This is a genomic window from Kitasatospora mediocidica KCTC 9733 (genome assembly GCF_000744225.1).
Taxonomy (GTDB): Bacteria; Actinomycetota; Actinomycetes; order Streptomycetales; family Streptomycetaceae; genus Kitasatospora; species Kitasatospora mediocidica.
Genome location: NZ_JQLN01000001.1, coordinates 937,802 through 963,433, shown reverse-complemented (window position 1 = coordinate 963,433; position 25,632 = coordinate 937,802). Strand labels below are relative to the sequence as shown.

Sequence of the window (25,632 nt, the reverse complement as noted above, 5' to 3'; positions counted from 1 at the left end):
CTCAACCCGTGACGACCCCGCACGACGCGTCCTGGCCCGCCGCCGAGGCCGAGCCCGCCCCGGCGGCGCTCACCCCCGCCGACGTCGCCGACGCCGCCCGGCTGGTCTCCTTCGGGCTGCAGGCCAAGCTGCTGCCCGCCCGGGACGCCGAGTACGCCGAGCTGGTCCGCCGCCACCGCGAGGACCCGGCCTTCGCCCGCCTCGCCGACGCCGTCGCCACCGGCCTGAACCTGGTCGTCCTGGAGGTCTCCGCGCGCGCCGGCATGGCGCTGGCGGCGGCCGAGGAGTCGGTCTTCGCCGTCCGGATGGGCGACTACTCCCGCCGCGCCGCCTCCGAGACCACCGACCGCTTCCTGCACGGCCTGGCCCACCTGGCGGTCGCCGCGATGGCCTTCCCCCGCCCGGAGGACCTGGCCGACGAGGGCTACCTGGGCCGGATCACCGTCAACGGCGTGGACGCCTTCGTCCGGCAGGCCTGCCGCCGACTGGAGGAGCAGGCCGAGCTGACCGGCGACAACACCGACCCCAGCAGTGACGCCCCCGGCCTGGAGGCGGCCTGGCGGGTCTGGGCCCGGCGCTCCACCACCGGCGCCACCAAGGACGCCCGCAGGCTGTCCGGCTCCACCATCGGCATCACCGGCAAGGCGGTGGCCTTCCTGGTCGACTCCGGGTTCCTGCAGAAGGCCTCGGACGACGCGGGTGGCACCTACCGCACCACCGCCCGCTACCAGCTCCAGGTCCGCGACCTGGCCGGCAGCGCCGCGATGGCCGAACTGATCGACCTGGGCGTGGTCCCGGTCACCGACGGCAGCGCCACCCTGCTGCCCGCCGACCACAGCGACGAGCTGGTCGCCGACGCCGGCTTGCCCTTCCACTCCCTCTGACCGTCCCCCTCCGACTCCACTGCTGAAGGCGATTCATGTACGAGCTCAACCGGGTCCGCCTGTACTCCATCGGACCGGCCGGCGCCCGCTACGCCGACACGGTGCTGGACCTGCGCGGAGTCGGCGAGCCGGTGGCGAACCCCGCCCCGCAGCAGCCCGGTCTCTTCGGCGAGGAGCCCGAGGGCCCGCAGCGCAGGCCCGCCCCGGCCGGCGTGCTCTTCCTGGAGAACGGCGGCGGCAAGTCCGTCCTGCTCAAGCTGATCTTCTCGGTGATGCTCCCCGGCCACCGCAACACGCTCGGCGGCGCCAGCTCCGGCGTGCTGCGCAAGTTCCTGCTGGCCGACGACTGCGGGCACGTCGCGCTGGAGTGGCAGCACACCCTCACCGGCGAGTTGATCGTCGTCGGCAAGGTCAGTGAGTGGCGCGGCCGCCAGGTCTCCTCCGACCCGCGCAAGTTCGCCGAGACCTGGTACAGCTTCCGGCCCGGCCCGGGCCTGACGCTGGACTCGCTGCCGGTCGCCGAACGGCCCGCACTGGGCAGCGACCAGCGCACCCGGGGCCGCCGCCGCACCATGAAGGGCTTCCGCGACTCGCTCACCGAGGCCGGCAAGGCCTACCCGTACCTCGACCTCACCTTCGAGGACATCCACGACCGCTGGAACGAGCACCTGGGTGATCTCGGCCTGGACCCCGAACTCTTCCGCTACCAGCGCGAGATGAACGCCGACGAGGGCGAGGCGGCCGGCCTCTTCGCGGTCAAGCACGACTCCGACTTCACCGACCTGTTGCTGCGCGCGGTCACCGACACCCGCGACACCGACGGCCTGGCCGACCTGGTGCACGGCTTCGCCGCCAAGCTCGGCCGCCGCTCCGAACTCGCCGCCGAGCGCGACTTCACCGCCGGCTCGCTCGACCTGCTCCAGCGCATCGTGGACGCCACCACCGCGCGCGAGTCCGTCCGCGAGACGCACCGCGCCGCCGAGCGCCGCAGCCGCCGCCTCGCCCAGGCGCTGGCCGCCCGGGCCGGCGCCGAGCGTGACCGCGCCCAGGACCTCGCCATCGAGGTGGCCGCCGCCGCGAGCGCGGTGACCGCCGCCGAGGCCGACCGCACCCGGCACTCGCTGATCACCGCCGAACTCACCCACCGGCACGCCACCCTGGGCCTGGCCGCCGCCACCGCCGAGGCGGCCGGGCTGCGCCGCGAGCTGCTGGACGCGCGCACCCTGCACTCCGCCTGGCAGGCCGCCGAGGCGGTACTGCGCCACCGCGCCGCCACCGACCGCGCGGCCCGGGTCGCCGTCGCCATCCGTGAAGCCGAGCTGGACGCCGCCCCGGCACTGGCCGCCCGCGCCCAGGCGGCCGGCGCCCTCGCCCACGCGTTGGAGACCGCCGCCGGGACGGCCGAGGAGCGCGCCGAGACCGAGGAGGCCCGCGCCGCCGAACTCCAGGAGGACGGCGCCCGCGTGCAGGCCGACGGCCTGGCCGCCGCCACCGCCGCCCAGAAGGCCCGCAGCGAGGCCGACCACCTGCGCCAGCGCCTCGCCGAGGTCGAGCAGGAGACCCAGGCCGCCGTCCAGGCCGGCTGGATCGACGCCACCACCCAGGAGCCTGACCCCGCCCGGGCCGCCCTGCACGCCTCCGACGCCGAGAAGGCCGCCACCCTCGCGCTCGACCAGGCCCGCACCGCCGCCGAGCAGGCCACCGCCCGGACCCGCGAGGCCGCCGCCGCCGAGGGCCGCGCCGAACTCGCCGCCGCCCGCGCCAGCGACGCCCGCACGGCCGCCCAGCGCGCGCTGGCCGCCGAGCAGCGCACCGCCGCCGAGCTGGCCGCCGAACCACGGCTGGCCGAGCTGCTCTCGCTGAGCCCGTACGAGGGCGAGGACGGTCCCGGCGTGCTCACCCCCGCCGTCCTGGACGCCGCCGCCGAGGACCTCGGCGAGCTGCTCGACAGCTCGGTGGCCGCCGCCGAGCGCACCCTGTTCGACCTGCGCACCGCCGCCGCCGACGACTCGCGGATCCTGGCGGCGCTGGGCGACGGCGGCCTGCTGCCGCCCGGCCCGGACGTGCTGGCCACCGTCGAGTACCTCGGCGAGCACGGCGTCCCCGCGCTGCCGGGCTGGCGCTACCTGGCCCAGTCCGTCGACCCGGCCGACCACGAGGCCATCCTCGCGGCCCGCCCCGAGCTCGTCGACGGCGTGGTGGTCACCGACCCGAACTCGCTGGAGCGCGCCCGCGAGGCCCTGCAGGCCGCCGCCCTGCTGCCGCGCTCCACCGTCGCGGTCGGCACCGCCGCCTCGCTGATCGCCCCGATCACCGACGAGCCCGCCTTCTTCCTGGTACCGCCGAACCCGGCCATGCACGACGAGAGCGCCGCCGATGAGGAGCGCCGCGGCCTGCGCAGCCGCGCCACCGCCCGCGAGGAGCACATCCGCGAGCTGGCCGCCCGGCTCGGCGGCGACCGCGCCCTCGCCTCCCGGCTGGCCTCCTGGCAGGCCCACTGCCCGCCCGGCACGCTGGCCGAACTCGCCGAGGCCGCCGCCGTCGCCGCCGAGCAGGCCGAGACCGCCACCGCCCGGCTGGCCGCCGCCCGCGCCGAGCACACCGAGGCCGAGACCGACCGCGCCGCCGTCGCCGCCGTCCACGAGGACCGTCGGGAGGCCGCCCAGCGCACCCGCCGGCGCGCCGACGCGCTGGCGGGCCTGGCCTTCCGGCTGCGCGAGCGGGCCGGCTGGACCCGGTCGCTGCGCGAACTCGCCGAGGACGCCGCCGAGTGCGAGCGCCGCCAGGCCGGCTGCGCCGAGCGCGCCCGGGTCTGCGACGAGGACCGCCGCGCCGCCCAGCGCGCCGCCGACGACGCCCGCCGCACCGCCCGCACGCTGCGCGCCGAGCGCGCCGAACTGGCCGGCACGGTCGCGGTGACCGACGAGCAGTCGAGCGCCTCGCTGCCCGCGCTGCGCGAGGCCTACCGGGCCGCCGCCCAGCTCTACGAGAAGGTCGGCGTCGGCGCCGACCTGCGCGCCGAACAGGCCCGCGCGGAGAGCGACGAGACGGCCGCGCAGGCCGAACTCGACCGGCTCACCAACAAGGTCCGCACCCGCGCCGAGGAGCTGCTCTCCAGCCCCGACGGCGCCGACGGTCCGGCCCGGCAGGCCGCCGCGGCCCGCGCCGAGGAGCTGGTCGCCACCATCGAGGTCCGCGCCGCCACCGCCAGCGAGCAGCTCGGCCGGCTGCGCGGAGAGGTCGAGCGCTCGGCCCCCGCCAGCGGCGAGGCGCACACCGAGCTGCCCGAGGAGCTGGTCCCCACCGACCCCGAGCACGCCCAGCTGCTGCTGCGCGGCGCCACCAGCCGGCTCGCGGAGCGACGCGAACTGCTGGAGAGCGCCCGGATCGAGCACGCCGAGCTGCTGCGCACCGAACAGTCCGCGCAGTCCTCCGCCGCCGACTTCGACGAGGCGGCCGCCCAGCTGCGCGACGGCCTGCGCGACCACGCGCCCGAGGAGGCGGAGCAGCGCGCCGAGCCCTACCTCGACAGCCTCACCGAGGCCCGTACGGTCGCCGCCGAGACCCGCCGCACCCTGCGCACCGCCGCCGCCGAGCTGACCGCCGCCGAACTGGCTGTCCGCGACGCCTCGGACGGCCTGGTCCGGCACGCCAACGCGGCCCGCTACGAGGCCGTCCGCACCCCCGCCCGCCAGCAGATCCGCGAGCTGCCCGCCGCCGCCCTGCCCGACCACGCCGCCGCCTGGGCCGACGCCTTCGCCCCGCGCCTGCGGGTGCTCTCCGATGAGCTCGAACAGCTGGAACGCAACCGCGGTTCGATCGTCGACCGCCTGCGCGGCCTGGTGGAGAGCGCGCTCGGCACCCTGCGCGCCGCCCAGCGGCTCTCCCGGCTGCCCGAGGGCCTGGGGGAGTGGTCCGGACAGGAGTTCCTGCGGATCCGCTTCGAGGACCCGGACCAGACCCAGCTGGTGGAACGCCTGGGCGAGGTGATCGACGAGGCGACCAGCGCCGCCGTCCGCAAGAACAGCGACCTGCGCCGCGACGGCATGTCCCTGCTGCTGCGCGGCGTCGCCGCCGCGATCGGCCCCAAGGGTGTCAGCGTCGAGATCCTCAAGCCGGACGCGGTGCTGCGCGCCGAGCGGGTGAGCGTCGGCCAGATGTCGGACGTCTTCTCCGGCGGCCAGCTGCTCACCGCGGCGATCGCCCTCTACTGCACGATGGCCGCGCTGCGCGCCAACGACCGCGGCCAGTCCCAACTGCGGCACGCCGGCACGCTGTTCCTCGACAACCCGATCGGCCGGGCCAACGCCACTTACCTGTTGGAGCTCCAGCGCGCGGTGGCCGACGCCCTGGGCGTCCAACTCATCTACACCACCGGCCTCTTCGACACCACCGCACTCGCTGAGTTCCCGCTCGTCATCCGCCTGCGCAACGACGCCGACCTGCGGGCCGGCCTCAAGTACATCTCCGTCGAGGAACACCTGCGCCCCGGCCTGCCCGCCCCCCAGGACCCGGACGGCCCGGCCATCCACGGCGAGATCACCGCCACCCGCATGTTCAAGCGCCCCTCGGAGGTCCCGGCCGGCTGACGGTGCATCATGACTCCCATGAGCACCGTGGAGTACATCCGCTACCTGATCCCCGAGAGCGACCGCGACGCCTTCACGGCGGCCTACCGCCAGGCCGCCGTGCCGCTGGCGTCCTCGCCGTACTGCGTGGACTACGAACTCACCGAGAGCGTCGACGAACCGGGCGCCTACATCCTGCGGATCCGCTGGACCTCGGTCCAGGGCCATCTGGAGGGCTTTCGGCGCTCACCGGAGTTCGCCGCGTTCTTCGCCGCGATCAAGCCCTACGTCGAGGCGATCCAGGAGATGCGGCACTACGCCGACACCGGCGTGAGCGGCCGCGGACCGCAGAGCGAGCCGCCGAGCCTCTACGACTACCTCGGCGGCGCGGCGGCCCTGGAACGGCTCACCCGCGCCTTCTACGCCCACGTCGCCGACGACGAGATCCTCGCGCCGGTGTTCGCCGGCATGGACGGCGAACACCCGCAGCACGTCGCCCTCTTCCTCGGCGAGGTCTTCGGCGGCCCGCCCGCCTACTCCGCCGAGCGCGGCGGCCACCCGCACATGGTCTCCCGCCACTTCGGCCGCGCCATCACCGAACGCCAGCGCCGCCGCTGGGTCGCCCTCCTCCAGGACACCGCCGACGAGGTGGGCCTCCCCGACGACCCCGAGTTCCGCGCCGCCTTCACCGGCTACCTGGAATGGGGCACCCGGATGGCCACGATGTTCTCCGCCCCCGACGCCCCCCGCGTCCTGCAAACCCCGATGCCCCAATGGGGCTGGGGCCTCACCCCGCCCTACCACCCCGAGCCCTGACCCACTCCGGGGAGTGGCTTGGATCTGCCCCTGTGGCCGGCATCAAGCCAACATCCCCCGGCGCACCATGCACGATCGCGGCCCAGTCAAAGGAACTCGGCCTTCACATCGCCCGCCGTGCCCGGCGTGCTCGGCGGGCTCTCACTCCGCCCTGCTGCTCCCGAAGTTGAGGCGCGATATCCGGCTCCGGACCGCAGCTGCCGCGGTCCCCGCCGCTCCCGTCGGCCCCACCGTTCCCGCCGCGCCCACGCCCGGCAGTGGCGGGAGCTCCGGGCGGTGCAGCCAGGCGTCGAAGAGGTCGGCCAGCGAGTGCGCCGCGTAGCGCTGGGCGTGGGCCGTGAAGTCGGCGGTGGTGACCACGCCGCCCCGGCGGCCGGTCGCCCAGTCGCGCAGCATCCGGTGGAAGGCGTCGTCGCCGAGGGCTGTGCGCAGGGCGTGCACGGTGAGGCCGCCGCGCTCGTACAGGCGGTCGTCGAACATCAGCTTGCGGCCGGGGTCGGCCAGCTTCAGGTCCTGCGGGAGGCCGGCCAGCAGCCGGTGCGCGTCGGCCGCGTGGGCCTGGGCGCTGCGTCCGCCCGAGCGCTCGGCCCAGAGCCACTCCGCGTACTTCGCCAGGCCCTCGTTGAGCCAGATGTGCCGCCAGTCGGCCACCGTGACGCTGTTGCCGAACCACTGGTGGGCCAGCTCGTGGGCGACCAGGCGCTCGGAGCCGCGCGCGCCGTCCAGGTGGTTGGTGCCGAAGGCCGCCATCGCCTGCGCCTCGACGGGGACGTCGAGCTCCTCGTCGGCGACCACCACGGCGTAGCCGGTGAACGGGTACGGGCCGAACAGCTCCTCGAAGAGGCGCATCATCTGCGGCTGGCGGCCGAAGTCGGTGGCGAAGTCCGGGACCAGCCCGGCCGGGACGTAGCCGGTCTGCGGGATCGCGCCGGGTTCGGCGTCGACCAGCAGGACCTTCTCATAGGCCCCGATCGCCACCCCCACCAGATAACTGGAGGTGGGCGCGGACTGCTCGTAGACCCAGGTGGTGCTGCTGGCCTTGGTGGTCCGGGTGAGCAGCCGCCCGCCGGTCACCACCGTGTACGGCGAGGGCGTGGTGATCGCGAGCTGGTACGAGGCCTTGTCGGCCGGGCGGTCGTTGCACGGGTACCAGGACGGCGCGCCGACCGGCTGGCTGGCCACCAGGGCGCCGTCCGTCAGCTCCTCCCAGCCGAGGCCGCCCCACTGGCTGCGCACCGGCTTCGGGTTGCCGCTGTAGTGCACCTCGACGGTGAACGCCGCCTCCGCCGCGACCGCGCGGGCCGGTCGTATCCGCAGCTTTCCGGCGCGGTGCGTGTAGTGGGCGGCCTTGCCGTCCACCAGGACCCGGCCGATCCGGAAGTCGGCCAGGTCGAGCGCGAACTCCCGCAGCGGCTCGGTGCCCGCCAGCGCGCTGATCCGGGCGGTGCCGCCGAGCCGGTTGGGCCCCGGGCGGTAGTCGAGGGTCAGTTCGTAGCGGTGCACGCGGTAGCGCGGGTCCCCGCTGGCCGGGAAGTAGGGGTCGACCTGCTTGGAGCTCAACGCTGTGTCCGCTTCCTGTGCCGCACCGAGTGTCGTCCGGGGTTCCGTGGGTTCCACGGGCTCCGTACCGAGTGCCGTACCGATCATCTGGCTACGCCTGCCAGGCTTCGATCGGGTTGCCCAGCCACCGGGTGTCGGCCGGGACGGACTCCGCGCGCATCACCAGCGAGGCCGGCCCGAGCGTGCTGCGGGCCCCGACGGTGCTGCCGGGCAGCACGATTCCGCCCGGGCCCAGGGTTGCGCCCTCGCGGAGGATCACAGTATCCATGCGCATGATCCGGTCGTGGAAGAGGTGGGTCTGCAGAACGCAGCCCCGGTTGATGGTGACGCCCTCCTCCAGGGTCACCAGGTCGGCCTCGGGGAGCCAGTAGCTCTCGCACCACACGCCGCGCCCGATCCGCGCGCCCAACGCGCGCAGCCAGACGTTGAGCAGCGGGGTGCCCGGCACCGCGCCGACCAGCCACGGCACCGCCAGCACCTCGACGAAGGTGTCGGCCAGCTCGTTGCGCCAGACGAAACCGCTCCACAGCGGGTGCTCGACGGCCCGGAACCGGCCGACCAGCAGCCACTTGGCGGCGGCCGAGACCAGGCAGGCGGCCAGGCCGGCGACCAGCAGGACGAGGCCCGACAGCAGCGCGGCGAGCGGAACCGAGACGGCCGAGGCCAGCGCGCAGAGCGCGCCGACGGTCAGCACGGCGAGCGCGGCCGAGCAGAACACCGGCAGCAGCCGGCAGACCTCGACCAGTCCGCGTGCCCAGAGCAGCCGGGCCGGCGGGTCGTAGGTCAGGCTCTGGTCGCCGGTGGCGGCGGCGCGCGGCAGCTTCATCGGGGGCATGCCGAGGTAGGAGCTGCCCTTCTTGGCCTTCTTCGGCGTGGCGGAGAGCACGCCGACCAGGCCCCGGTCGGGGACCGAGCGGCCGGGCGCGGTCATCCCGGAGTTGCCCAGGAAGGCCCGGCGGCCGATCTCGGCCCGGTCGATCCGCAGCCAGCCGCCGCCCAGCTCGTAGGGCGCGATCAGGGTGTCGTCGGCGAGGAACGCGCCCTCGCCGACCGTGGTCAGGCTGGGCAGCGCGAGGACGGTGGAGACCTCGGCGCCGGCGCCGATCTTCATGCCGAGCAGGCGCAGCCAGACCGGCGTGATCAGTCCGGCGTAGAGCGGGAAGAGCACCTCGCGGGAGAGGTCCATCAGCTGGCTGACCGTCCAGGCCTGCCAGCCGATCCGGCCGTAGAGCGGGTGGTAGCCGGTGCGCAGGCCCAGGCTGAGCAGCCGGACGGCCGCCAGCACGAGCAGCGCGTACGTGAGACCGAAAGCGAGAGCAGCGGGCGCAACCGAGAGCAGTGCTCCGCGCAGCGCCGTGCCCAGGTCGTCGCCGGGCTGCACGAAGCAGCCGGCCACCAGCAGGGCGGGCAGCGCGGAGAGCACCGGCAGCAGCGCGAGGGCCAGGCCCGTCGCGCCGTACACCGCTCCCCAGCGCGCCGGACGGGCCGGGCGGCGCTTGGGCCAGCCGCGCTCGGCCTTGCCGAGCTTCTTGGCGGGCGCACCCGACCAACGCTGGCCGGTCGGCACGAGACCGGTCACGCCCGAGCCGGGAGCGATCTCGGCGCCCTTGCCCACCCGGGCCCCCGGGAAGAGCGTGCTGCGGGTGCCGACCACGGCGCCGGGACCGACCTTGACCGTGCCGACCTCCAGCCGGTCGCCGTCCAGCCAGTAGCCGGAGAGGTCCACCTCGGCCTCCACCGCGCAGCCCCGGCCCAGCTTGAGCAGCCCGGTCACCGGCGGCAGCGCGTGCAGATCGACCTCCGGGCCGATCTTGGCGCCCAGCGCCCGCCCGTAGCGGATCAGCCAGGAGCCGGAGAGCGAGGTCGCGCCACTGGCCTCGGCCAGTCGCTCGGCGGCCCAGAGTCGCAGGTGCACGCTCCCGCCGCGCGGGTAGCTGCCGGGCCGCAGCCCGCGCAGCAGCAGCCGCGCGCCGCCCGCGCCGATCGCCAGGCGTCCGGGCGCGGTGAACAGCAGCACCGCGCCGGCGCCCACCACCCACCAGGAGGCGGTCGGCGCCCACGGGTAGGAGCCGAACCAGGCCAGCGCGTTGCCCAGTGCCAGCAGCCCGACCGTCCAGCGCAGTCCGACCAGGGTGAACAGCGGCAGCAGCAGGAGCAGCTGCGTCACCTTGGCCCGGGCCGGGGTGCGCGCGATCGTCCGGGACGAGCCGTCGCCCTGGTCGGAGCGGGTCAGCAGCTTGGCCAGCTTGCGCAGGACGGGCTGGTTGTAGATGTCCAGCACGGCGGCGGCCGGGTAGCGGGTGCGCAGCAGCGTGGTCAGCCGGGCGGCGGCCAGGCTGCCGCCTCCGATCGCGAAGAAGTCCGCGTCGGCACTGGTGACCGGCACGCCCAGGATCTCGCTCCACTGCTCGGCGAGCCAGGCCTCGGTGCCGTAGAGCTGTTCGGCCGGGCCGCTGGTCTGCAGGCCGGGCAGCGGCCACGGCAGCGCGTCGCGGTCGACCTTGCCGGAGGTCCGGGTGGGCAGCTCCTCGACGGGTGCGAGCAGCGGCACCAGGGCGGCGGGCAGCTCGGCGCGCAGCCGCTCGACGGCGGCCGTCTGGTCCCAGCCGTCCTGGGTGACCAGGTAGCCGACCAGTAGCTGGTTGCCGCCACGGGCGGTGCGCACGGCGGCGGCGGCACCGGCGACGCCGGGCAGCGCCTGGAGCGCCGCGTCGACCTCGCCCAGTTCGATCCGCCGGCCGCCGAGCTTGATCTGCTCGTCGCCGCGTCCCAGGAAGACCAGGCCCTCGGGCTCGGCCCGGACCAGGTCGCCGCTGCGGTAGGCGCGCTCCCAGCCGAGCGAGTCCAGCGGGGCGTACTTCTCGGCGTCCTTGGCCGGGTCCAGGTAGCGGGCCAGCCCGACGCCGCCGATCACCAGCTGGCCGCTGTCGCCCATCGCCACCGGCCGTCCGGCCTCGTCGACGACGGCCAGCTCCCAGCCGTCCAGCGGCAGGCCGATCCGTACCGGGCCCTCACCGGTGAGCAGCGCGCCGCAGGCGACCACGGTCGCCTCGGTCGGGCCGTAGGTGTTCCAGACCTCGCGGCCCTCGGTGACCAGCCGCTCGACCAGCTCGGGCGGGCAGGCCTCGCCGCCGAAGATCAGCAGCCGGACGTCGCCGAGCGTCTCGGCGGGCCAGAGCGCGGCGAGAGTGGGGACGGTGGAGACCACGGTGATCTCCTGCTCAGCCAGCCACGGGCCGAGGTCGGCGCCGCTGCGCACCTGCGAGCGGGGGACGGGCACCAGGCAGGCGCCGTAGCGCCAGGCCAGCCACATCTCCTCGCAGGAGGCGTCGAAGGCGACCGAGAGCCCGGCCATCACCCGGTCGCCCGGGCCGATCGGCTCCTCCTGGAGGAACATCGCGGCCTCGGCGTCCACGAACGCGGCGGCGTTGCGGTGGCTGACGGCGACGCCCTTGGGCTTGCCGGTCGAGCCGGAGGTGAAGATGATCCAGGCGTCCTGCTCCGGCCCGGGGCGGCCGGCCTGCGCGCCGGAGACCCGGGCGGTGGCGATCGCGCGCCCGGCGCCCAGTACGGCGCTCACCTCGGCCTCGCCGAAGACCAGCTCGGCGCGCTCGTCCGGGTCCTCGGCGTCCACGGGCACGTAGGCCGCACCGACGGCGAGCACCGCGAGGATCGAGACGTAGAGGTCGTTGGTGCCGGACGGGACGCGGATGCCGACCCGGTCGCCCAGCCCGATGCCGGCGGCGGCGAGCTTGCGGCGCAGCGCGTCCACCTCGGCGGCCAGCGCCCGATAGCTGAGGACGGTGGTCCCGTCGTCGAGGGCGGGCTCGTTCGGGTGGTCACGCACGGTGGCGTCCAGGACGTCCACCAGGGTGCGCGGAGTGGGCGCCGGGCGCCCGCCGAACAGGGCGGGCACACCGGGTGCGCCGCTCGGTTCGTCCCGGTCACCCGGTGTAGCGATCTGGGTCATGACAGCCATACGGTCCTCGTCCCTCGGTCCCCCACCACGACCGGCGTGGACGCCTCGGTGATCTGCGGTATCCGCATGCTCCGGCGCTCTGCTCCGGTCCTGAGCACAACAACCCAATCGATACTACGTCGGGTCGACGGTTGCGGCGAGGCCGATCATGCCGCCAACTGGGGCTTTCCGGACCAAAACTGACTGACCATCAGATTGCACGACCGGTGCATCGAAAGGACTCTGACGGACCGTCAGTAACATTGACGGTCCGTCAGATCGAATTTTCGAGGTGTGACCCACCTAACACCGAACGGGTGTATCGGCAGCTCCATGCACCACGCACGGGCTAGAAACCGAAGACGGGAGCGGTTTTCGTGCGCAGCTCGCAGCTGTTCCCGAAGGTCTGCTGCCACTGGACGAGCCGCCCCGCCCAGCTGCCGGTGGCGCTGGCGGTGACCGGCTGGGACAGGTGGTAGCAGAGCGTCCGGGGCATGCCGGTCAGCCGGTTCAGGTCGCCGCCGGCGGCGTCCACCGCGTCGCAGGCCGCCTGGGCCTGCGGGTGGCCCTCGCCCGTCGGGTGACAGACCAGCTCCGCCCGGGTCGTGGTGCCGGTGCGGTCGTCCTGGACGGCCAGCGACAGCTCCCAGGGGCGGCCCACCGGTCGGGCCTGGGCGGGTGAGGGGGAGGCGAGCACGGCGAGGACGGCGGCGGCCACGGCCGCGCGGATGCGCAGGGAAATCATGGGCCCAGGAGTAGCACCGGCGCGGTCACCACGCCTAAGCCGTCACCCCATCGTGGGCGCGTCGACCGTAACTTCGTCGACCGTGCGTGCTGCGGCCAATTGCGCGGACGCGTCGGGCAGTTCCCCCGGCTCTCCCGGCGTGCGGGCCTCCTCGGCCGTCGCGCCGAGCAGCACGCTGTCCAGCAGGGCGGGGAACAGCGCGTTCAGGTCGGTGCGTCGCAGCATGCTCATCCGGGCTGTCCCGCGCCGGTGTTGGCGAATCACGCCGGCGTCGCGAAGCACCCGGAAGTGGTGCGTGCTGGTCGACTTGCTGACCGGCAGGCCGAACGCGATGCAGGACATCTCGCAGTGCCCGTCGGCGAGTTCGCGAACGATCCGCAGGCGGATCGGGTCCGCCAGTGCGTGCAGCACGGTCGCCAGCCGGATGTCCGCCGGTGCGGGCTCGGCAAGGGGGGCGGAGGCTTCGGTCGCTGCTTCGGTCACGCCCCCATCGTACGGCAGCTGGTACGGCGGCGTTCGTAGTACGGCAATTCTCGTAGTACGGTAAATCTCGTACTTTCCGGTCGTGCCGGTTCCCGCCGGCCGTGCCCTTGAGGAGCCCTCGTGAGCGCCCTGTTCGAGCCCGTCACCCTGCGTGAGCTGACCATTCCCAACCGGGTGTGGATGGCCCCGATGTGCATGTACTCGGCCGCCGCCGAAGGCCCGGAGACCGGCGTCGCCACCGACTTCCACCTCACCCACCTCGCCTCGCGGGCCGCCGGCGGCACCGGACTGGTGATGGTCGAGGCCACCGCCGTCCAGCCCGAGGGCCGGATCAGCGCCCACGACCTCGGCCTGTGGAACGAGCGCCAGCAGGACGCGCTGGCCCGGGTCACCGCCGCGATCCGGAGCTACGGCGCGGTCGCCGGGATCCAGCTGGCCCACGCCGGCCGCAAGGCGTCCACCCTTCCCCCGGCGCTCGGTGGGACCCCGCGCACCGTCGCGGACGGCGGCTGGCAGGCGGTCGGCCCGAGCACCGAGCCCTTCGACGGCCACCCGGAGCCGCACGAGCTGACGGTCGAGGAGATCGCCGACGTCGTCCAGGCCTTCGCCGACGCCGCCCGCCGCGCGCTGGCGGCCGGCTTCCAGGTCGCCGAGGTGCACGGTGCCCACGGCTACCTGGTGCACTCCTTCCTCTCCCCGGTCTCCAACCGCCGCACCGACGCCTACGGCGGTTCGTTCGAGAACCGGATCCGGTTCGCCCTGGAGGTGGTCGAGGCGGTCCGCGCCGTCTGGCCGCAGGAGTTGCCGGTATTCTTCCGTACCTCGGCCACCGACTGGCTCGCCGAGGACGCCGAGGACGAGCGGGACGGCTGGACGGGCGAGGACACCGTCCGGCTGGCCAAGGAGCTCCAGGCCGCGGGCGTCGACCTGCTGGACGTCTCCACCGGCGGCCTGGTCGCGACCGCGAAGATCCCGGCGGCCCCGGGCTTCCAGGTCCCCTTCGCCACCGCCGTCCGCGAGTCGACCGGCCTGCCCACCGCCGCCGTCGGTCTGATCACCGACCCCGCCCAGGCCGAGGAGATCATCGCGACCGGCGCCGCCGATGCCGTGCTGCTCGGCCGCGAACTCCTCCGCAACCCTTACTGGGCCCACCAGGCCGCCCGCACCCTCGACACCGCCCGCCACTGGCCCGCCCAGTACGGCTGGGCCGTCGGCGCCCGCGGCTGACCCGCACCGGCCGGCACCGACCAGCGGGGCGTGCCGGGTTGCCGGGGACGGCTTCAGGGGCGGCTCCGACGCCGTGGCAGCTCGCGGAAGAGGTCGAGCGGGATCGGTCCGCGGTGCAGGACGTGCGGCACGTCCCCCCACGGGAGGAGCGGTTCGTCCGGGCCGAGGTTGCGCAGCCGTGCGAGGGCGCGGTCGGTCACCTCCGAGACCGCCCGCAGGGTGGCGGTCGTCAGCGGCAGGTAGTCGTCCTCGGTACCGGGGTCGGCGCTGCGGGCTCCCGGGCTGACGCGCATCAGTCGAACGCAGCAGCGCTCCGGGTCGAGCCGTGCCGCGTCCAGCGTCCAGACCGGGCCGTCCCAGACCCGTCGGCCGCTGCTCCGCGCCGCGTCGAACAGCATGGTGGAGTCGAGGGGCGCGAGGAAGACGACGTCGGACCACGCGCAGTCGAGGGGGATCACGCGCTCGCGCAACCGGTGCTCGCGGCCGGCGTACTTGGCGCTGTGGCGTGCGTGGAGGTCGGGATAGCGCTCCCGGAGCATCGACAGCGGCAACAGCTCGTCGCCGCGCGGATCCGCGATCCTGGTGTGGAAGAGGGCTCCGCGAGCGCGTTCCCGCGCAGGTTTCGTAGGCATGAAAAAAGCGTCGGACTCAGACAACAGGAGGCCGACGCGTCCTATGAATTATACCGGACGCGTGCCGCCGGTGGGTGGTACTCGCGGACAATCCGGCACGCAGCACGGTGACTTGGGCGGACGCCCGCAGCGAACCCGGTCGGCTCGGGTCGCTGCGGTCACCGGTTGCCCGCGTAGTTCTGCGGGCCGGCCGCCTCGACTGCGGCGCTGGCTGCCGAGTCCGTCCACGGGGTGTCGCTCTTGTCCGTGCCCAGGTTGGCGTAGATCGCCAGCGTGTGAATCAGGTAGCGGTGAGTTCGGTTGGTGTAGCCGAACTGCGTGGCACGGCTGGTGTCTTCGCCGTTGTCGCAGATCTGGGCGCCGGTCCCGGTCTTCGGGCACCACAAGCCCCAGTCGTTGTCGTACGCGCTGGAGAGGGAGTTGTAACCTGCCGTGGCGGTCTGGGAATTCGTCATCGGCTCGACGAAGACGATCACCATGATGTTCGCGCTGGAGTCGCTGTAGGTCCCGACGATCTGGTTGACGCAGCCACCGTTGCGCAGCACGGTCTGGACGTCCTGGCTCTCGTGGCCGGCCAGGCAACTCTGCAGCGAGCCGCTCGTGCTGGTGTAGCGCACGCCCTTGGAGTCGGTGAACGAGGTGGGCAGCAGCGCGTCGGCGGTCAGTGGGGTCTGGTCGGTCTGCGCGCTGTCGAGCGAGCCGGGGTCGAAGGACGGGCTCGTGGGAGGGGGCGAGTACGTCGGCGGGTCGTACGTCGGCGGGGTGTAGGTGGGAGGCGCGTACGTGGGCGGGGCGTAGGTCGGGGGGACGTACGTCGGCGGGGCGTAGGTCGGGGGGCGAACGTCGGTGGCACGTAGCGGCTGGGGACCGCGGTCGGCGTGTGGTCCGCGACCGCGGCGGCCTGGCCCGTGGGTGCTGTGCAGAGTTGGACACCATGGCCGTCGGCGCCGGGCCGGATCGCGGTGTCGTGGGAGCTGTCCCAGCCGGCGGCGGTGGTGCAGGCGGCAGCCGTCCCCGACGCGGGGAGCGCGTCGAGTACGGTCCGCTCGGCGGCCGCCGAGAAGCAGGGCACCTCGACCCACCCGTGCGCGGGGTCGCGGTGGAGGCAGTCGCCGTGCCGCGCGGAGGAGGCGTCGCCGGAGAGGCCCAGCTGGTCGGTCATGAAGACGGCGAAGCCCTGGTTGCCGTGGTACAGCCACGCGGCGATGGCGACGACGACGGCGAGGCCGAGGAGTCGGCCGGGCCAGGCACTGGCGCGGGCAGGGGGTGCGGCCGGCGCCACCGAAGGTTTCGGCCCCTGAGGTTTTGGTCCAGCAGCTTTGGGTTTCCGGGGTTTGTCGGCGGCCGGGGCACTGGTGGGCAGGACCGCGGTGGGGGAGGCGGGCGGCAGGACTACGGTCGTCGGTTCGTTGAGCAGTGCACGCGCCTTGCGGATGCTCGGACGTTTGTCGGGGTTCTTCGCCAGCAGCCGGATGATCAGTGGCTCCAGCCACTCGGCGCGGCGTGGTGCGGGAGCCTCGTCGCTGAGCACCGCGTGCAGCGAACCCAGGGCGCTGTCGCGGCGGAACGGTGATGTTCCCTCGACAGCGTGATAGAGCGTCACCCCGAGCGAGAACAGGTCGCCCGCGGTGCCGCCGTCCTCGCCCCGGGCGCGCTCGGGTGCCAAATACTCGGCCGAGCCGATGATCATGCCGGTCATGGTCAAGCCGCTGTCGGGAAGATGGTGCGCGATGCCGAAGTCGGTGAGCAGGACGGTTCCGTCGTCGGCGAGCAGGACGTTGGCGGGCTTGATGTCCCGGTGCACGATCTGCTTGGCGTGGGCGGCTTCGAGCGCGTCCAGCAGTGCGGCGGCGACCCGCTTGACGGTGGCAACGGGCAGCGGGCCGTCGGCCAGCGCCTCATGGAGCGAGTGACCGGCGATGAACTGCATGACGATCCACGGGACTTCGTCCTCGACCAGGAAGTCGTAGACGGTCACGATATTCGGGTGCTCGCGCAACTGCTGGGCGTTGCGGGCCTCCCGCTGGGCCCGTTCGAGCTGGCGGGCGTATTCGTCCTCGGCGGGGGAGAGCGGGAGGCGGATCTCCTTCAGTGCAACGGGTACGTCGCCGAGCAGGAGATCGTGCGCCAGCCACACCCGCCCGGATCCGCCCGCGCCCAGTACCCTGACCAGCCGGTAGCGCCCGGCGATGACAGCCGCCGGCTGCGCCTCATACCTCATGGAACCCCCCCGATTCCTCGCGAAGCGCCGTGCCCGAAGCCGGGCCGACGCGCGCGAATGGGCTACTTCTACCCTGAGGCCGTCTGCGGGTCAACCAGGGTACGAGGGAGGGCCTTTGGCGGTGCCCGGCTCCTAGCCCCAGCTCCGGTCGGCGTGCAGGTCGCGCTGCGCGGGGCGGCGGTCCCGGCTCTGGGCTATCGGGGAGTCGTGGCCGGGGCCGCGCTGGCGCTGGGAGGCGATCTGGCGGGAGATCATGATGTCCAGCATGCAGTAGGCGATCGCGAACACGCCGACCCCGGTCACGATCAGCGCCGGGGTCAGGACCCAGCTGTGGGCCAGTGACGCCAGCGCGGTGAAGATCAGACTGACCACGGTCAGGGCAAGGAAGATCACCGCTCGCACAGCGGCCTCGCGCACCTCGTCCGGCATCCGGCGGCGTGCAGCGGGCATCGGCGACCCCCAGGTCCGGCGGGGTGTGTCCACCGCACCCCGCCCAGGGTCTGCCCACGCCCGGCTAGACCAAACCGGACGGCTAGGCCAAACCGGACCGCTTCGGCGCACCGTGATCGGCCGGATGCCCCAGGGTCGCGTCGAGTTCCTCCAGTGCGCCCAGCACGATCGTCCGCATCGCCCGTTCGGCGTGGCCGGGATCGGCCGCGCAGATGGCCTCCGCGACCTCACGGTGCAACTGGACGGCGTACGGCTCGGGTTGATGTGGCATCAGATCGTGCTCGGTGCGACCGGTCAGCACCGCGCCGACGGTCTCCCCGAGGTGCGCGAACATCTCGTTGCCGGACGCCCGCAGCACCGTCGCATGGAAGGCGATGTCATGCCGGAGGAAGGCGGTGAGGTCGGCCGCCCGCGCAGTGACCGTCAACTCGACCGCCAGTGCGCTGAGTTCCCGGCAGTGGTCGGGCGAGGCGTGCCGGGCCGCCAGAGCGGCGGCGGCCGGCTCGACGGCGGCCCGCAGCGAACCGAGTGAGCGCAGCTGCGCGGCACGGTCCGAGCCGGCCAGCCGCCAGCGGATCACCAGCGGGTCGAAGACGTCCCAGCCGGACTTGGGCTGGACGGTGATCCCGACCCGGCGTCTGGACTCCACCAGCCGCATCGATTCGAGGACCCGCACCGCGTCGCGGACGACCGTCCGGGAGACGCCGAAACGGGCCTCCAGTTCCTCGATCCGCAGCACGGCCCCCTCGGGGAGCTCGCCGGAGGCGATGGCGGGTCCGAGCTCGGCGAGCAGGCGGCCGGGCAGGCCCTGGATATCCATCCGCTCAGCCTAGTGCCGCACTAGAGGCCCGGGCTCGCGGCTGTAAGTATGACGATTTGATGTCGCTGGCTTGAATAGGTCATACCTTTGGGTTGATAGTGGCGTCATCGCAGCACGAAGTGTCAGGAGCAGACCCCCATGGCTCTCAACGCCGAGAACCAGCCCACCGGGCACCTCGCCCATCCGCCCGCCAAGCCGCTGATCGTGGTGATGGGCGTCTCGGGTGTCGGCAAGACCACCCTCGCCGAGCTGCTGGCCGACCGCCTCGGCCTGCCCTACGCGGAGGCCGACGACTTCCACCCGGCCGCCAACATCGCCAAGATGTCGGCCGGCATCCCGCTGGACGACCGCGATCGCGCCCCGTGGCTGGCCGCCCTCGGCGGCTGGCTGGGGGAGCGCGGACGGGCCGGCACCGGCGGCGTGGTCACCTGCTCCGCGCTCAAGCGCCGCTACCGCGACACGCTGCGCGCGGCCTGCCCGGACGCGTACTTCCTGCACCTGGACGGGGGCCACGGCCTCGTCGAGCACCGGCTCGCGGCCCGCACCGGACACTTCATGCCCGCCTCGCTGCTCGACTCCCAGTACGCGCTGCTCGAACCCCTCCAGCCGGACGAGCGCGGCGCCGTGCTGGACGTCGGACCCGCACCCCACGAACTCGTCGAGAAGGCCGTCGCCCTGCTGCGGCCCGTCAATGGAGACCTCGCGTGACCCTCGCCCTCGTCCCGGCCCTCGTGCCGCCCCTCGTGTCACCTCTCGTCCCCGCCGCGCCCGCCCTGCTCGCGGCCGGCCCGGCGGCGCTCGCGCACCCCGTCGGTGACGGGCGGCTGCTCCTCGCCGTCCTGCTGGCCATCGGCGCGATCGTGCTGCTGATCAGCCGGGTGAAGCTGCACCCCTTCCTCGCCCTGACGCTGGGCTCGGTGCTGCTCGCGGCGGTCGCCGGCGCGCCGCTGGAGAAGCTCACCGCGAGTTTCGCCACCGGGTTCGGAGCCACCGTCACCAGCGTCGGGCTGCTGATCGGACTGGGCGCGATGCTCGGCAAGCTGCTGGCCGACTCCGGCGGCGCCGACATCATCGCGGACACCGTGCTGGCCCGGTCCGGTCCGCGCACGCTGCCCTGGGCGATGGCCCTGATCGCGGCGCTGCTGGGGCTCCCGCTCTTCTTCGAGGTCGGCGTCGTCCTGCTGATCCCGATCGTGCTGCTGGTCGCCCGGCGCGGGAACCTCCCGGTGATCCGGGTCGGCATCCCCGCCCTGGCCGGCCTCTCGGTCCTGCACGGACTGGTGCCGCCGCACCCGGGACCGCTGGTGGCCGTGGACGCGCTCAAGGCGAACCTCGGCGTCACGCTGGCCCTGGGCCTGCTGATAGCGGTCCCGACGCTGGTCATCGCCGGTCCGCTCTTCGGCCGGGTCGCCGAACGCTGGGTCGGCCCGCTCACCCTCCCCGAGGCGGCGGCAGCCCCTGCCGGGTCCCAGGATCAGTCCGAGAAGTCCGAGAGCAGCAGTCAGCTTCGAGAGCACCGCCCTTCTTTCGGAGCAGTGCTCTCGACGATCCTGCTGCCGGTCGCGCTGATGCTCGGCAAGGCACTGGCCGACGTCCTGCTGGACGACCCGCACGCCCGCGCCCAACGCATCCTCGACTTCGTCGGCTCGCCGCTGATCGCCCTGCTCGCCGCCGTCCTGCTCGGCATGCTGACGCTCGGTCGGGCCGCCGGCTTCACCAAGGCGCGGATCTCCAGCACCGTCGAGAAGTCGCTCGCCCCGATCGCGGGCATCGTGTTCATCGTCGGCGCGGGCGGCGGCTTCAAGCAGACCCTGATCGACGTCGGCGTCGGTGACGCCGTCAGCCACTGGGCCGGCCGCCTGCACATCTCGGCCCTCCTCCTCGGCTGGTTCATCGCCGTCCTGATCCGGCTGGCCACCGGCTCCGCCACGGTCGCCACCATCACCGCGGCCGGCATCGTCTCCCCGCTCGCGGCCGGGATGTCCACCTCACACACCGCACTGCTGGTGCTGGCCGTCGGCGCCGGGTCGCTCTTCTTCTCGCACGTCAACGACGCCGGATTCTGGCTGGTGAAGGAGTACTTCGGGATGAGCGTGGGCCAGACGCTCAAGTCCTGGTCGGCGATGGAGACGGTGATCTCGGTCGTCGCCATCGCGCTGATCCTCCCGCTGAGCCTGATTGTCTGACTAGACGCGCGAGACGCGCGAGACGTCCGAAGCGAACTGAGCGGCGGGGGCAGGGACCGAAGTCCCTGCCCCCGCCGCTCAGTTCGCTGCCCCTCTTCGCCGCTGCCGCCCTACGCGCCCGCGCTCTCGTCCGCGTTCTCGTACGTCCCCACGATGCTCGCGCGTCCCACCGCGAGGAACCCCAGCGTCCCGCCGACCGCCGCCGGCGAGGTATCCGCGTCCAGGCCGAGCTTCTCCACGCCCACCGCGTGCACGGTGAAGACGTAGCGGTGCGGTCCGTGGCCGGGCGGCGGGGCGGCGCCGCCGAAGTTCTTGGTGCCGAAGTCGTTGCGCGCGTGGATCGCACCGTCCGGCAGGCCGGGGAAGTCGCCGCTGCCGACGCCGCTCGCCAGCTCCGTCACGTCGGCCGGGATGTCGAACAGCACCCAGTGCCACCAGCCGCTGCCCGTCGGCGCGTCCGGGTCGAAGCAGGTGACGGCGAAGCTCTTGGTCTCCGCCGGGAAGCCCGTCCAGCTCAGCTGCGGGGAGACGTCATCGCCTGCCAGCACCTGGGCCTGCGGGAGCGCCTCGCCGTCCGTCAGTCCGGTGCTGGTGACCGTGAACGAGGGGACCGGGCGCTGGAAGTCGTGCGGAAGTGGTGGCCTGGACACGTCGGAAGCCTCCTGCGGAGCGGGATCAAGGTCACCGACGAGCCTAGGGCACGCGCGAAGGGCGGTCACCCCGACCCGGGGTGACCGCCCTTCAGGACGCGAACGCGACGACAGAGCCGGTGCCCGCACCGGCGGCCGCGTCAGCTCTGGTTGCGCTTGGCCAGGAACTCGCTGACCCGCTGCTCGATCTCCGGCGTGTCGAACCCGCGCACCGTCATCGTGGTGCGGCGGCGCAACACGTCGTCGGCGGTGTAGGCCCACTCGCTGTCGGCGGCGAAGGCCACCTGCGCCCAGACGTCCGGGCCGTCCGGGTGGATCGGCTCGCCGAGCGACGGGTCGTCGGCGATCATGCGGGCGATCTCGAAGGAGAGCGTGCCGTAGTGGCTGGCCAGGTGCTTGGCCACCAGCGGCTCCATCCGCGAGCCGGGCTCGCGGTCGATCAGCAGTCGGTGCGCGACTGCGTTCGGCGCGCCGATGCCGGGCAGCGGGACGGTGGCCGGGATCGGCGACATGTCCTCGGAGAGCCCGGTGCCGCGCACGTGGGAGAGCTTCTCCAGCACGGTGCGGCCGATGTGCCGGTAGGTCGTCCACTTGCCGCCGGCCACCGAGAGCATCCCGCCGCGGCCCTCGGTCACCACGGTCTCGCGCTTGGCGGCGGCGGTGTCGCCGGGGCCGCCGGGCAGCACCCGCAGGCCGGCGAAGGAGTAGGTGATCAGGTCGCGGTCGAGATGCTCGTCCTTGATCGCGTGACCGGCCTCGTCCATGATCTGGTCGATGTCGGCGTCGGTGGCCCGGACGTCCTTCGGGTCGCCGGTGTACTCCTCGTCCGTGGTCCCGAGCAGGACGTGGTCCTCCCACGGGATGGCGAAGGAGACGCGGTACTTGTCGATCGGGATGGTCAGCGCGGCACGCCACGGGGTACGGCGCTTGACGACCACGTGCGCACCCTTGGAGAGCCGGATGCTGGGCGCCGCGCCGGCGTCCTCCATCGCGCGCAGGTGGTCGACCCACGGGCCGGTCGCGTTGAGCACGAGCCGGGCGTTGACGCCGAACTCGCTGCCGTCCAGCCGGTCCTTCAGCTCGGCGCCGGTCACCCGGGTGCCGGTGAAGCGCAGGCCGGTGACCTCGGCGTGGTTGAGCACCACGGCGCCCGCGTCGACGGCGGCGCGCACCGTCATGACGGCCATCCGCGAGTCGTTCATCTGGTGGTCGCCGTAGACCGCGACCGAGCGCAGGCCCTCGGTGCGCAGCGCGGGCACCTGCTGGGCGGCGTGCGCGGCGGTGGAGACCCGGCCCATGCCGTCGCGGAAGGCGGAGAGCGCGGAGTAGAGGAAGACGCCGGCGCCGAGCTTGGGGGCGCTGTGCGGGCCGCCCTTGTAGACCGGGACGAAGAAGGTCAACGGGTTGACCAGGTGCGGGGCCACGTCGGTGGCCAGCGCGCGGCGCTCCTTGTGGTTCTCCGCGACGAGCTTGACCGCGCCGGTCTGCAGGTAGCGCAGACCGCCGTGGACCAGCTTGGAGGAGGCGCTGGACGTGGCGCCCGCGAAGTCGCCCGCGTCCACCATGGCGACCTTGAGGCCCGCCTGGGAGGCGGTCCAGGCGACTGCGGTGCCGAGGATGCCGCCCCCGATCACCAGCAGGTCGTAGGTGGCCTTGCCCAGCAGCTCACGGGTCTCGGCGCGGGAGGCGGTGCGGCCGGGGGTGCGCTCGGCGCCCAGGGTCGGGATGGTTGCCATGGTGTGTGTTTACGGCGCTCGGTGCGGGCGGGCGCCGTTTCTCCTCTCGATGTGCGGTGCGGCCTCCGAAGAGGCCGGGGAACACGCCGGCCGGGGTGTTCGAGCGCCCCGGCCGGCGGACGTCTCAGCTCTCCTCGTCCTCCTCGACCCAGCCCATGGTGCGCTCGACGGCCTTGAGCCACTTCTTGTACTCGCGCTCGCGGGTGGCCTCGTCCATGCGGGGCGTCCACTCGGCGGCGCGGTGCCAGTTGGCCCGCAGGGTGTCCAGGTCCGGCCAGAAGCCGACCGCGAGGCCGGCCGCGTAGGCCGCGCCGAGCGCGGTGGTCTCGGCCACGTACGGGCGCTCGACCGGGGCGTTCAGGACGTCGGCGATGTTCTGCATCAGCAGGTTGTTGGAGGTCATGCCGCCGTCGACCTTGAGCGCGGTCAGCTGGACGCCGGAGTCCTTCTCCATGGCGTCCATGACCTCGCGGGTCTGCCAGGCGGTGGCTTCCAGGACGGCGCGGGCCAGGTGGCCCTTGGTCACGTAGCGGGTCAGGCCGGCGATCACGCCGCGGGCGTCGGAGCGCCAGTACGGGGCGAACAGGCCGGAGAAGGCCGGCACGAAGTAGGCGCCGCCGTTGTCCTCTACGGTGTTGGCGAGCGTCTCGATCTCGGCGGCGGTGGAGATGATGCCGAGCTGGTCGCGCAGCCACTGCACCAGCGAACCGGTGACCGCGATCGAGCCCTCCAGGGCGTAGACCGGCTTCTGGTCGCCGATCTGGTAGCCGACCGTGGTCAGCAGGCCGTTGTAGGAGTGGACGACCGTCTCGCCGGTGTTGAGCAGCAGGAAGGTGCCGGTGCCGTAGGTGGACTTGGCCTCGCCCTTGTCGAAGCAGGTCTGGCCGAACAGCGCCGCCTGCTGGTCACCGAGCGCGGAGGCGACCGGGACGCCCGCCAGGTCGCCCGCGGCGTAGCCGTAGACCTCGGCGGAGGAGCGGATCTCCGGCAGCACGTTGAGCGGCACGCCCATCGAGTCGGCGATCTTCGCGTCCCAGGCGAGGGTGTTCAGGTTCATCAGCATGGTGCGGCTGGCGTTGGTGACGTCGGTGACGTGCTTGCCGCCGTTCACGCCGCCGGTGAGGTTCCAGATGACCCAGGTGTCCATGGTGCCGAACAGGATGTCGCCGGCCTCGGCGCGCTCGCGCAGGCCCTCGACGTTGTCCAGCAGCCAGCGGATCTTCGGGCCGGCGAAGTAGCTGGCCAGCGGGAGGCCGGTCTCGCGGCGGAAGCGGTCCTGGCCGACGTTGCGGCCCAGCTCGCGGCAGAGGCCCTCGGTGCGGGTGTCCTGCCAGACCAGCGCGTTGTGGACGGGCTCACCGGTGTTCTTGTCCCACAGCACGGTGGTCTCGCGCTGGTTGGTGATGCCGATCGCGCGGATGTCGTCCTTGGTCAGGCCGGCCTTCTCCAGCGCGCCGCGGACCACGGACTGCACGCGGGTCCAGATCTCCGCGGCGTCGTGCTCGACCCAGCCCGGCTGCGGGAAGATCTGGCTGTGCTCCTGCTGGTCGACGGCGACGATGCGGCCGTCGGCGCCGAAGATGATGCAGCGGCTGGACGTGGTGCCCTGGTCGATCGCGGCGATGTAGTTGCCGGTGAGCTCGCTGTTACCCGTGGTCATGATGTCCTCGGCTCCATGGGGGAAGGTCAGGGGGTGGGAGGTGGGACCGGTGCGGCTGACGCATTCTCAGTCCCCGAGTGTCGGCGAGGCGCAAACCTTCGAGGCGGCACCTCGCCGACACGGGGTTCGGCTCAGAAGCAGAGCTTGTACAGCAGACCGGAGAGCAGACCGCCGATGAGCGGGCCCGCCACCGGGACCCAGGCGTAGCTCCAGTCCGAGCCGCCCTTGTTCGGGATGGGCAGCAGCGAGTGCACGATCCGCGGGCCGAGGTCGCGGACCGGGTTGATCGCGTAGCCGGTCGGGCCGCCGAGCGAGAGGCCGATGCCGACCACCGTGAAGGCGGTGATCAGGACGCCGATGCCGGACAGGCCGACACCCTTGTTCAGGCCCTGGGTGAGGATGGCCATGCAGAGCACCATGGTGGCGATGATCTCGGTGAGCAGGTTCTGGATCGGGTTCCGGATCTCGGGACCGGTCGAGAAGATGCCGAGCGTCGGCTCCTCGTTGGCCTGGAACTGGCCGAGGTAGACGAGCCAGACCAGTACGGCGCCGATCATCGCGCCGAGCAGCTGGGAGCCGAGGTAGAGCGGGACCTGGCTCCAGTCGCCGCTCTTGACGGCGAGGGCCAGCGTGACGGCCGGGTTGAGGTGGGCACCCGACTTCGTGGCGACCATGTAGGCGGCGATCATGACCGCGAAGCCCCAGCCGAAGGTGATCGCCAGCCAGCCGGCGTTCTGGGCCTTGGACTTCTTGAGCGTGACGGCGGCGCAGACGCCACCGCCGAGGAGTATCAGCGCGGCGGTGCCGAGCGTTTCGCCGACGAAGATGTCGCCGTTCGAGAAGGCGGACACAAAGACTCCTTTGTCCGTATGGCCGATGCCTAGTGGGTCGAGCCCGTGGCAGGCGGGTGGGGGAGATCGCCACGGTGGGGGAGCACCGTGGCGGTGCGGGCGGCCCGTCCCTGGGAGGGGTCCCTGCGGTGGTGCTGGCGACCGGGGGCAGAGGACTCTCCGTGGGGGGAGGTCTCTGCGGCCAC

At 73.2% G+C, this 25,632-nt stretch carries 18 protein-coding genes and 1 pseudogene; 6 read left to right on the top strand and 13 right to left on the bottom strand.

Translation table 11 applies throughout. The features are described 5' to 3' along the window. The first annotated feature begins 8 nt into the window (after positions 1-8). Genes BS80_RS03875 through BS80_RS03865 form a run of 3 tightly spaced genes read left to right on the top strand, consistent with a single transcriptional unit; the run spans position 9 to position 6,268 of the window. Positions 9-884 (top strand): hypothetical protein, encoded by an 876-nt coding sequence (locus BS80_RS03875; protein ID WP_035792552.1) that lies wholly within the window; start codon positions 9-11, stop codon positions 882-884. 35 nt (positions 885-919) lie between these two features. Continuing rightward, on the top strand, positions 920-5,473 hold the full coding sequence (locus BS80_RS03870; protein WP_035792549.1) for a coiled-coil domain-containing protein: 4,554 nt from the start codon (positions 920-922) through the stop codon (positions 5,471-5,473). An 18-nt stretch (positions 5,474-5,491) separates the two neighbouring features. Continuing rightward, on the top strand, positions 5,492-6,268 hold the full coding sequence (locus BS80_RS03865; protein ID WP_408607334.1) for a group II truncated hemoglobin: 777 nt from the start codon (positions 5,492-5,494) through the stop codon (positions 6,266-6,268). A gap of 141 nt (positions 6,269-6,409) precedes the next feature. Here the strand turns inward: BS80_RS03865 and BS80_RS03860 are convergent, their stop codons facing one another. From BS80_RS03860 to BS80_RS03845, 4 genes and pseudogenes are all read right to left on the bottom strand, one after another. Beyond that, positions 6,410-7,828, bottom strand: coding sequence for a M1 family metallopeptidase (locus tag BS80_RS03860; protein ID WP_232246334.1), 1,419 nt, complete (start codon positions 7,826-7,828; stop codon positions 6,410-6,412). A gap of 91 nt (positions 7,829-7,919) precedes the next feature. Further along, positions 7,920-11,807, bottom strand: a complete 3,888-nt coding sequence (locus tag BS80_RS03855) for a Pls/PosA family non-ribosomal peptide synthetase (RefSeq protein WP_035792544.1) — start codon at positions 11,805-11,807, stop codon at positions 7,920-7,922. A gap of 328 nt (positions 11,808-12,135) precedes the next feature. Next, positions 12,136-12,531 carry an SSI family serine proteinase inhibitor gene (locus BS80_RS38490; protein WP_083974163.1) on the bottom strand — a complete coding sequence of 132 codons (396 nt, stop codon included), beginning with the start codon at positions 12,529-12,531 and terminating at the stop codon, positions 12,136-12,138. Positions 12,532-12,666: 135 nt separating this feature from the next. After that, a pseudogene (locus BS80_RS03845) lies at positions 12,667-13,014 on the bottom strand (ArsR/SmtB family transcription factor); the annotation flags it as partial. A gap of 120 nt (positions 13,015-13,134) precedes the next feature. On the opposite strand from BS80_RS03845, the gene BS80_RS03840 reads away from it, so the two are divergent. Beyond that, on the top strand, positions 13,135-14,241 hold the full coding sequence (locus BS80_RS03840; protein WP_035792541.1) for an NADH:flavin oxidoreductase/NADH oxidase: 1,107 nt from the start codon (positions 13,135-13,137) through the stop codon (positions 14,239-14,241). A gap of 53 nt (positions 14,242-14,294) precedes the next feature. Here the strand turns inward: BS80_RS03840 and BS80_RS03835 are convergent, their stop codons facing one another. The 5 genes from BS80_RS03835 to BS80_RS03815 form a co-directional block, all read right to left on the bottom strand. Then, positions 14,295-14,873: a hypothetical protein gene (locus BS80_RS03835; RefSeq protein WP_157535846.1), complete on the bottom strand. Its 579-nt coding sequence runs from the start codon at positions 14,871-14,873 to the stop codon at positions 14,295-14,297. A 158-nt stretch (positions 14,874-15,031) separates the two neighbouring features. Next, entirely contained in the window at positions 15,032-15,490 is a 459-nt protein-coding gene (locus BS80_RS40350) for a hypothetical protein (RefSeq protein WP_035792527.1), read from the bottom strand. A gap of 44 nt (positions 15,491-15,534) precedes the next feature. Further along, positions 15,535-17,094 (bottom strand): serine/threonine-protein kinase, encoded by a 1,560-nt coding sequence (locus BS80_RS37450; RefSeq protein WP_051965859.1) that lies wholly within the window; start codon positions 17,092-17,094, stop codon positions 15,535-15,537. 132 nt (positions 17,095-17,226) lie between these two features. Beyond that, complete coding sequence (locus BS80_RS03820) at positions 17,227-17,544, bottom strand: hypothetical protein (RefSeq protein ID WP_157535843.1); 318 nt, start codon at positions 17,542-17,544, stop codon at positions 17,227-17,229. Positions 17,545-17,626: 82 nt separating this feature from the next. After that, positions 17,627-18,364, bottom strand: a complete 738-nt coding sequence (locus BS80_RS03815; RefSeq protein WP_051965855.1) for a FadR/GntR family transcriptional regulator — start codon at positions 18,362-18,364, stop codon at positions 17,627-17,629. 138 nt (positions 18,365-18,502) lie between these two features. Between BS80_RS03815 and BS80_RS03810 the strand changes: the two genes are divergently transcribed. Beyond that, on the top strand, positions 18,503-19,072 hold the full coding sequence (locus BS80_RS03810) for a gluconokinase (protein WP_083974161.1): 570 nt from the start codon (positions 18,503-18,505) through the stop codon (positions 19,070-19,072). Positions 19,073-19,137: 65 nt separating this feature from the next. Further along, on the top strand, positions 19,138-20,550 hold the full coding sequence (locus BS80_RS03805) for a GntT/GntP/DsdX family permease (protein WP_035793278.1): 1,413 nt from the start codon (positions 19,138-19,140) through the stop codon (positions 20,548-20,550). A 110-nt stretch (positions 20,551-20,660) separates the two neighbouring features. On the opposite strand, the gene BS80_RS03800 is transcribed toward BS80_RS03805, so the two are convergent. The 4 genes from BS80_RS03800 to BS80_RS03785 all read right to left on the bottom strand — a co-directional run bounded on the left by BS80_RS03800 (position 20,661) and on the right by BS80_RS03785 (position 25,447). Next, complete coding sequence (locus tag BS80_RS03800; RefSeq protein WP_035792524.1) at positions 20,661-21,200, bottom strand: YbhB/YbcL family Raf kinase inhibitor-like protein; 540 nt, start codon at positions 21,198-21,200, stop codon at positions 20,661-20,663. A 140-nt stretch (positions 21,201-21,340) separates the two neighbouring features. Continuing rightward, a complete protein-coding gene (locus tag BS80_RS03795; protein WP_035792522.1) occupies positions 21,341-22,936 on the bottom strand; it encodes a glycerol-3-phosphate dehydrogenase/oxidase in 1,596 nt (531 codons plus the stop codon). A 124-nt stretch (positions 22,937-23,060) separates the two neighbouring features. Next, positions 23,061-24,596 (bottom strand): glycerol kinase GlpK, encoded by a 1,536-nt coding sequence (gene glpK / locus BS80_RS03790; RefSeq protein WP_035792520.1) that lies wholly within the window; start codon positions 24,594-24,596, stop codon positions 23,061-23,063. 131 nt (positions 24,597-24,727) lie between these two features. Continuing rightward, positions 24,728-25,447, bottom strand: coding sequence for an MIP/aquaporin family protein (locus BS80_RS03785; protein WP_035792518.1), 720 nt, complete (start codon positions 25,445-25,447; stop codon positions 24,728-24,730). Positions 25,448-25,632 lie beyond the last annotated feature (185 nt).

Coding starts and splice junctions, on each gene's coding strand:
- BS80_RS03870 (WP_035792549.1), top strand. CDS start 920: ATGTACGAGCTCAACCGGGTCCGCCTGTACTCCATCGGACCGGCCGGC.
- BS80_RS03865 (WP_408607334.1), top strand. CDS start 5,492: ATGAGCACCGTGGAGTACATCCGCTACCTGATCCCCGAGAGCGACCGC.
- BS80_RS03855 (WP_035792544.1), bottom strand. CDS start 11,807: ATGGCTGTCATGACCCAGATCGCTACACCGGGTGACCGGGACGAACCG.
- BS80_RS38490 (WP_083974163.1), bottom strand. CDS start 12,531: ATGATTTCCCTGCGCATCCGCGCGGCCGTGGCCGCCGCCGTCCTCGCC.
- BS80_RS03835 (WP_157535846.1), bottom strand. CDS start 14,873: ATGCCTACGAAACCTGCGCGGGAACGCGCTCGCGGAGCCCTCTTCCAC.
- BS80_RS37450 (WP_051965859.1), bottom strand. CDS start 17,094: ATGAGGTATGAGGCGCAGCCGGCGGCTGTCATCGCCGGGCGCTACCGG.
- BS80_RS03820 (WP_157535843.1), bottom strand. CDS start 17,544: ATGCCCGCTGCACGCCGCCGGATGCCGGACGAGGTGCGCGAGGCCGCT.
- BS80_RS03815 (WP_051965855.1), bottom strand. CDS start 18,364: ATGGATATCCAGGGCCTGCCCGGCCGCCTGCTCGCCGAGCTCGGACCC.
- BS80_RS03810 (WP_083974161.1), top strand. CDS start 18,503: ATGGCTCTCAACGCCGAGAACCAGCCCACCGGGCACCTCGCCCATCCG.
- BS80_RS03795 (WP_035792522.1), bottom strand. CDS start 22,936: ATGGCAACCATCCCGACCCTGGGCGCCGAGCGCACCCCCGGCCGCACC.
- glpK (WP_035792520.1), bottom strand. CDS start 24,596: ATGACCACGGGTAACAGCGAGCTCACCGGCAACTACATCGCCGCGATC.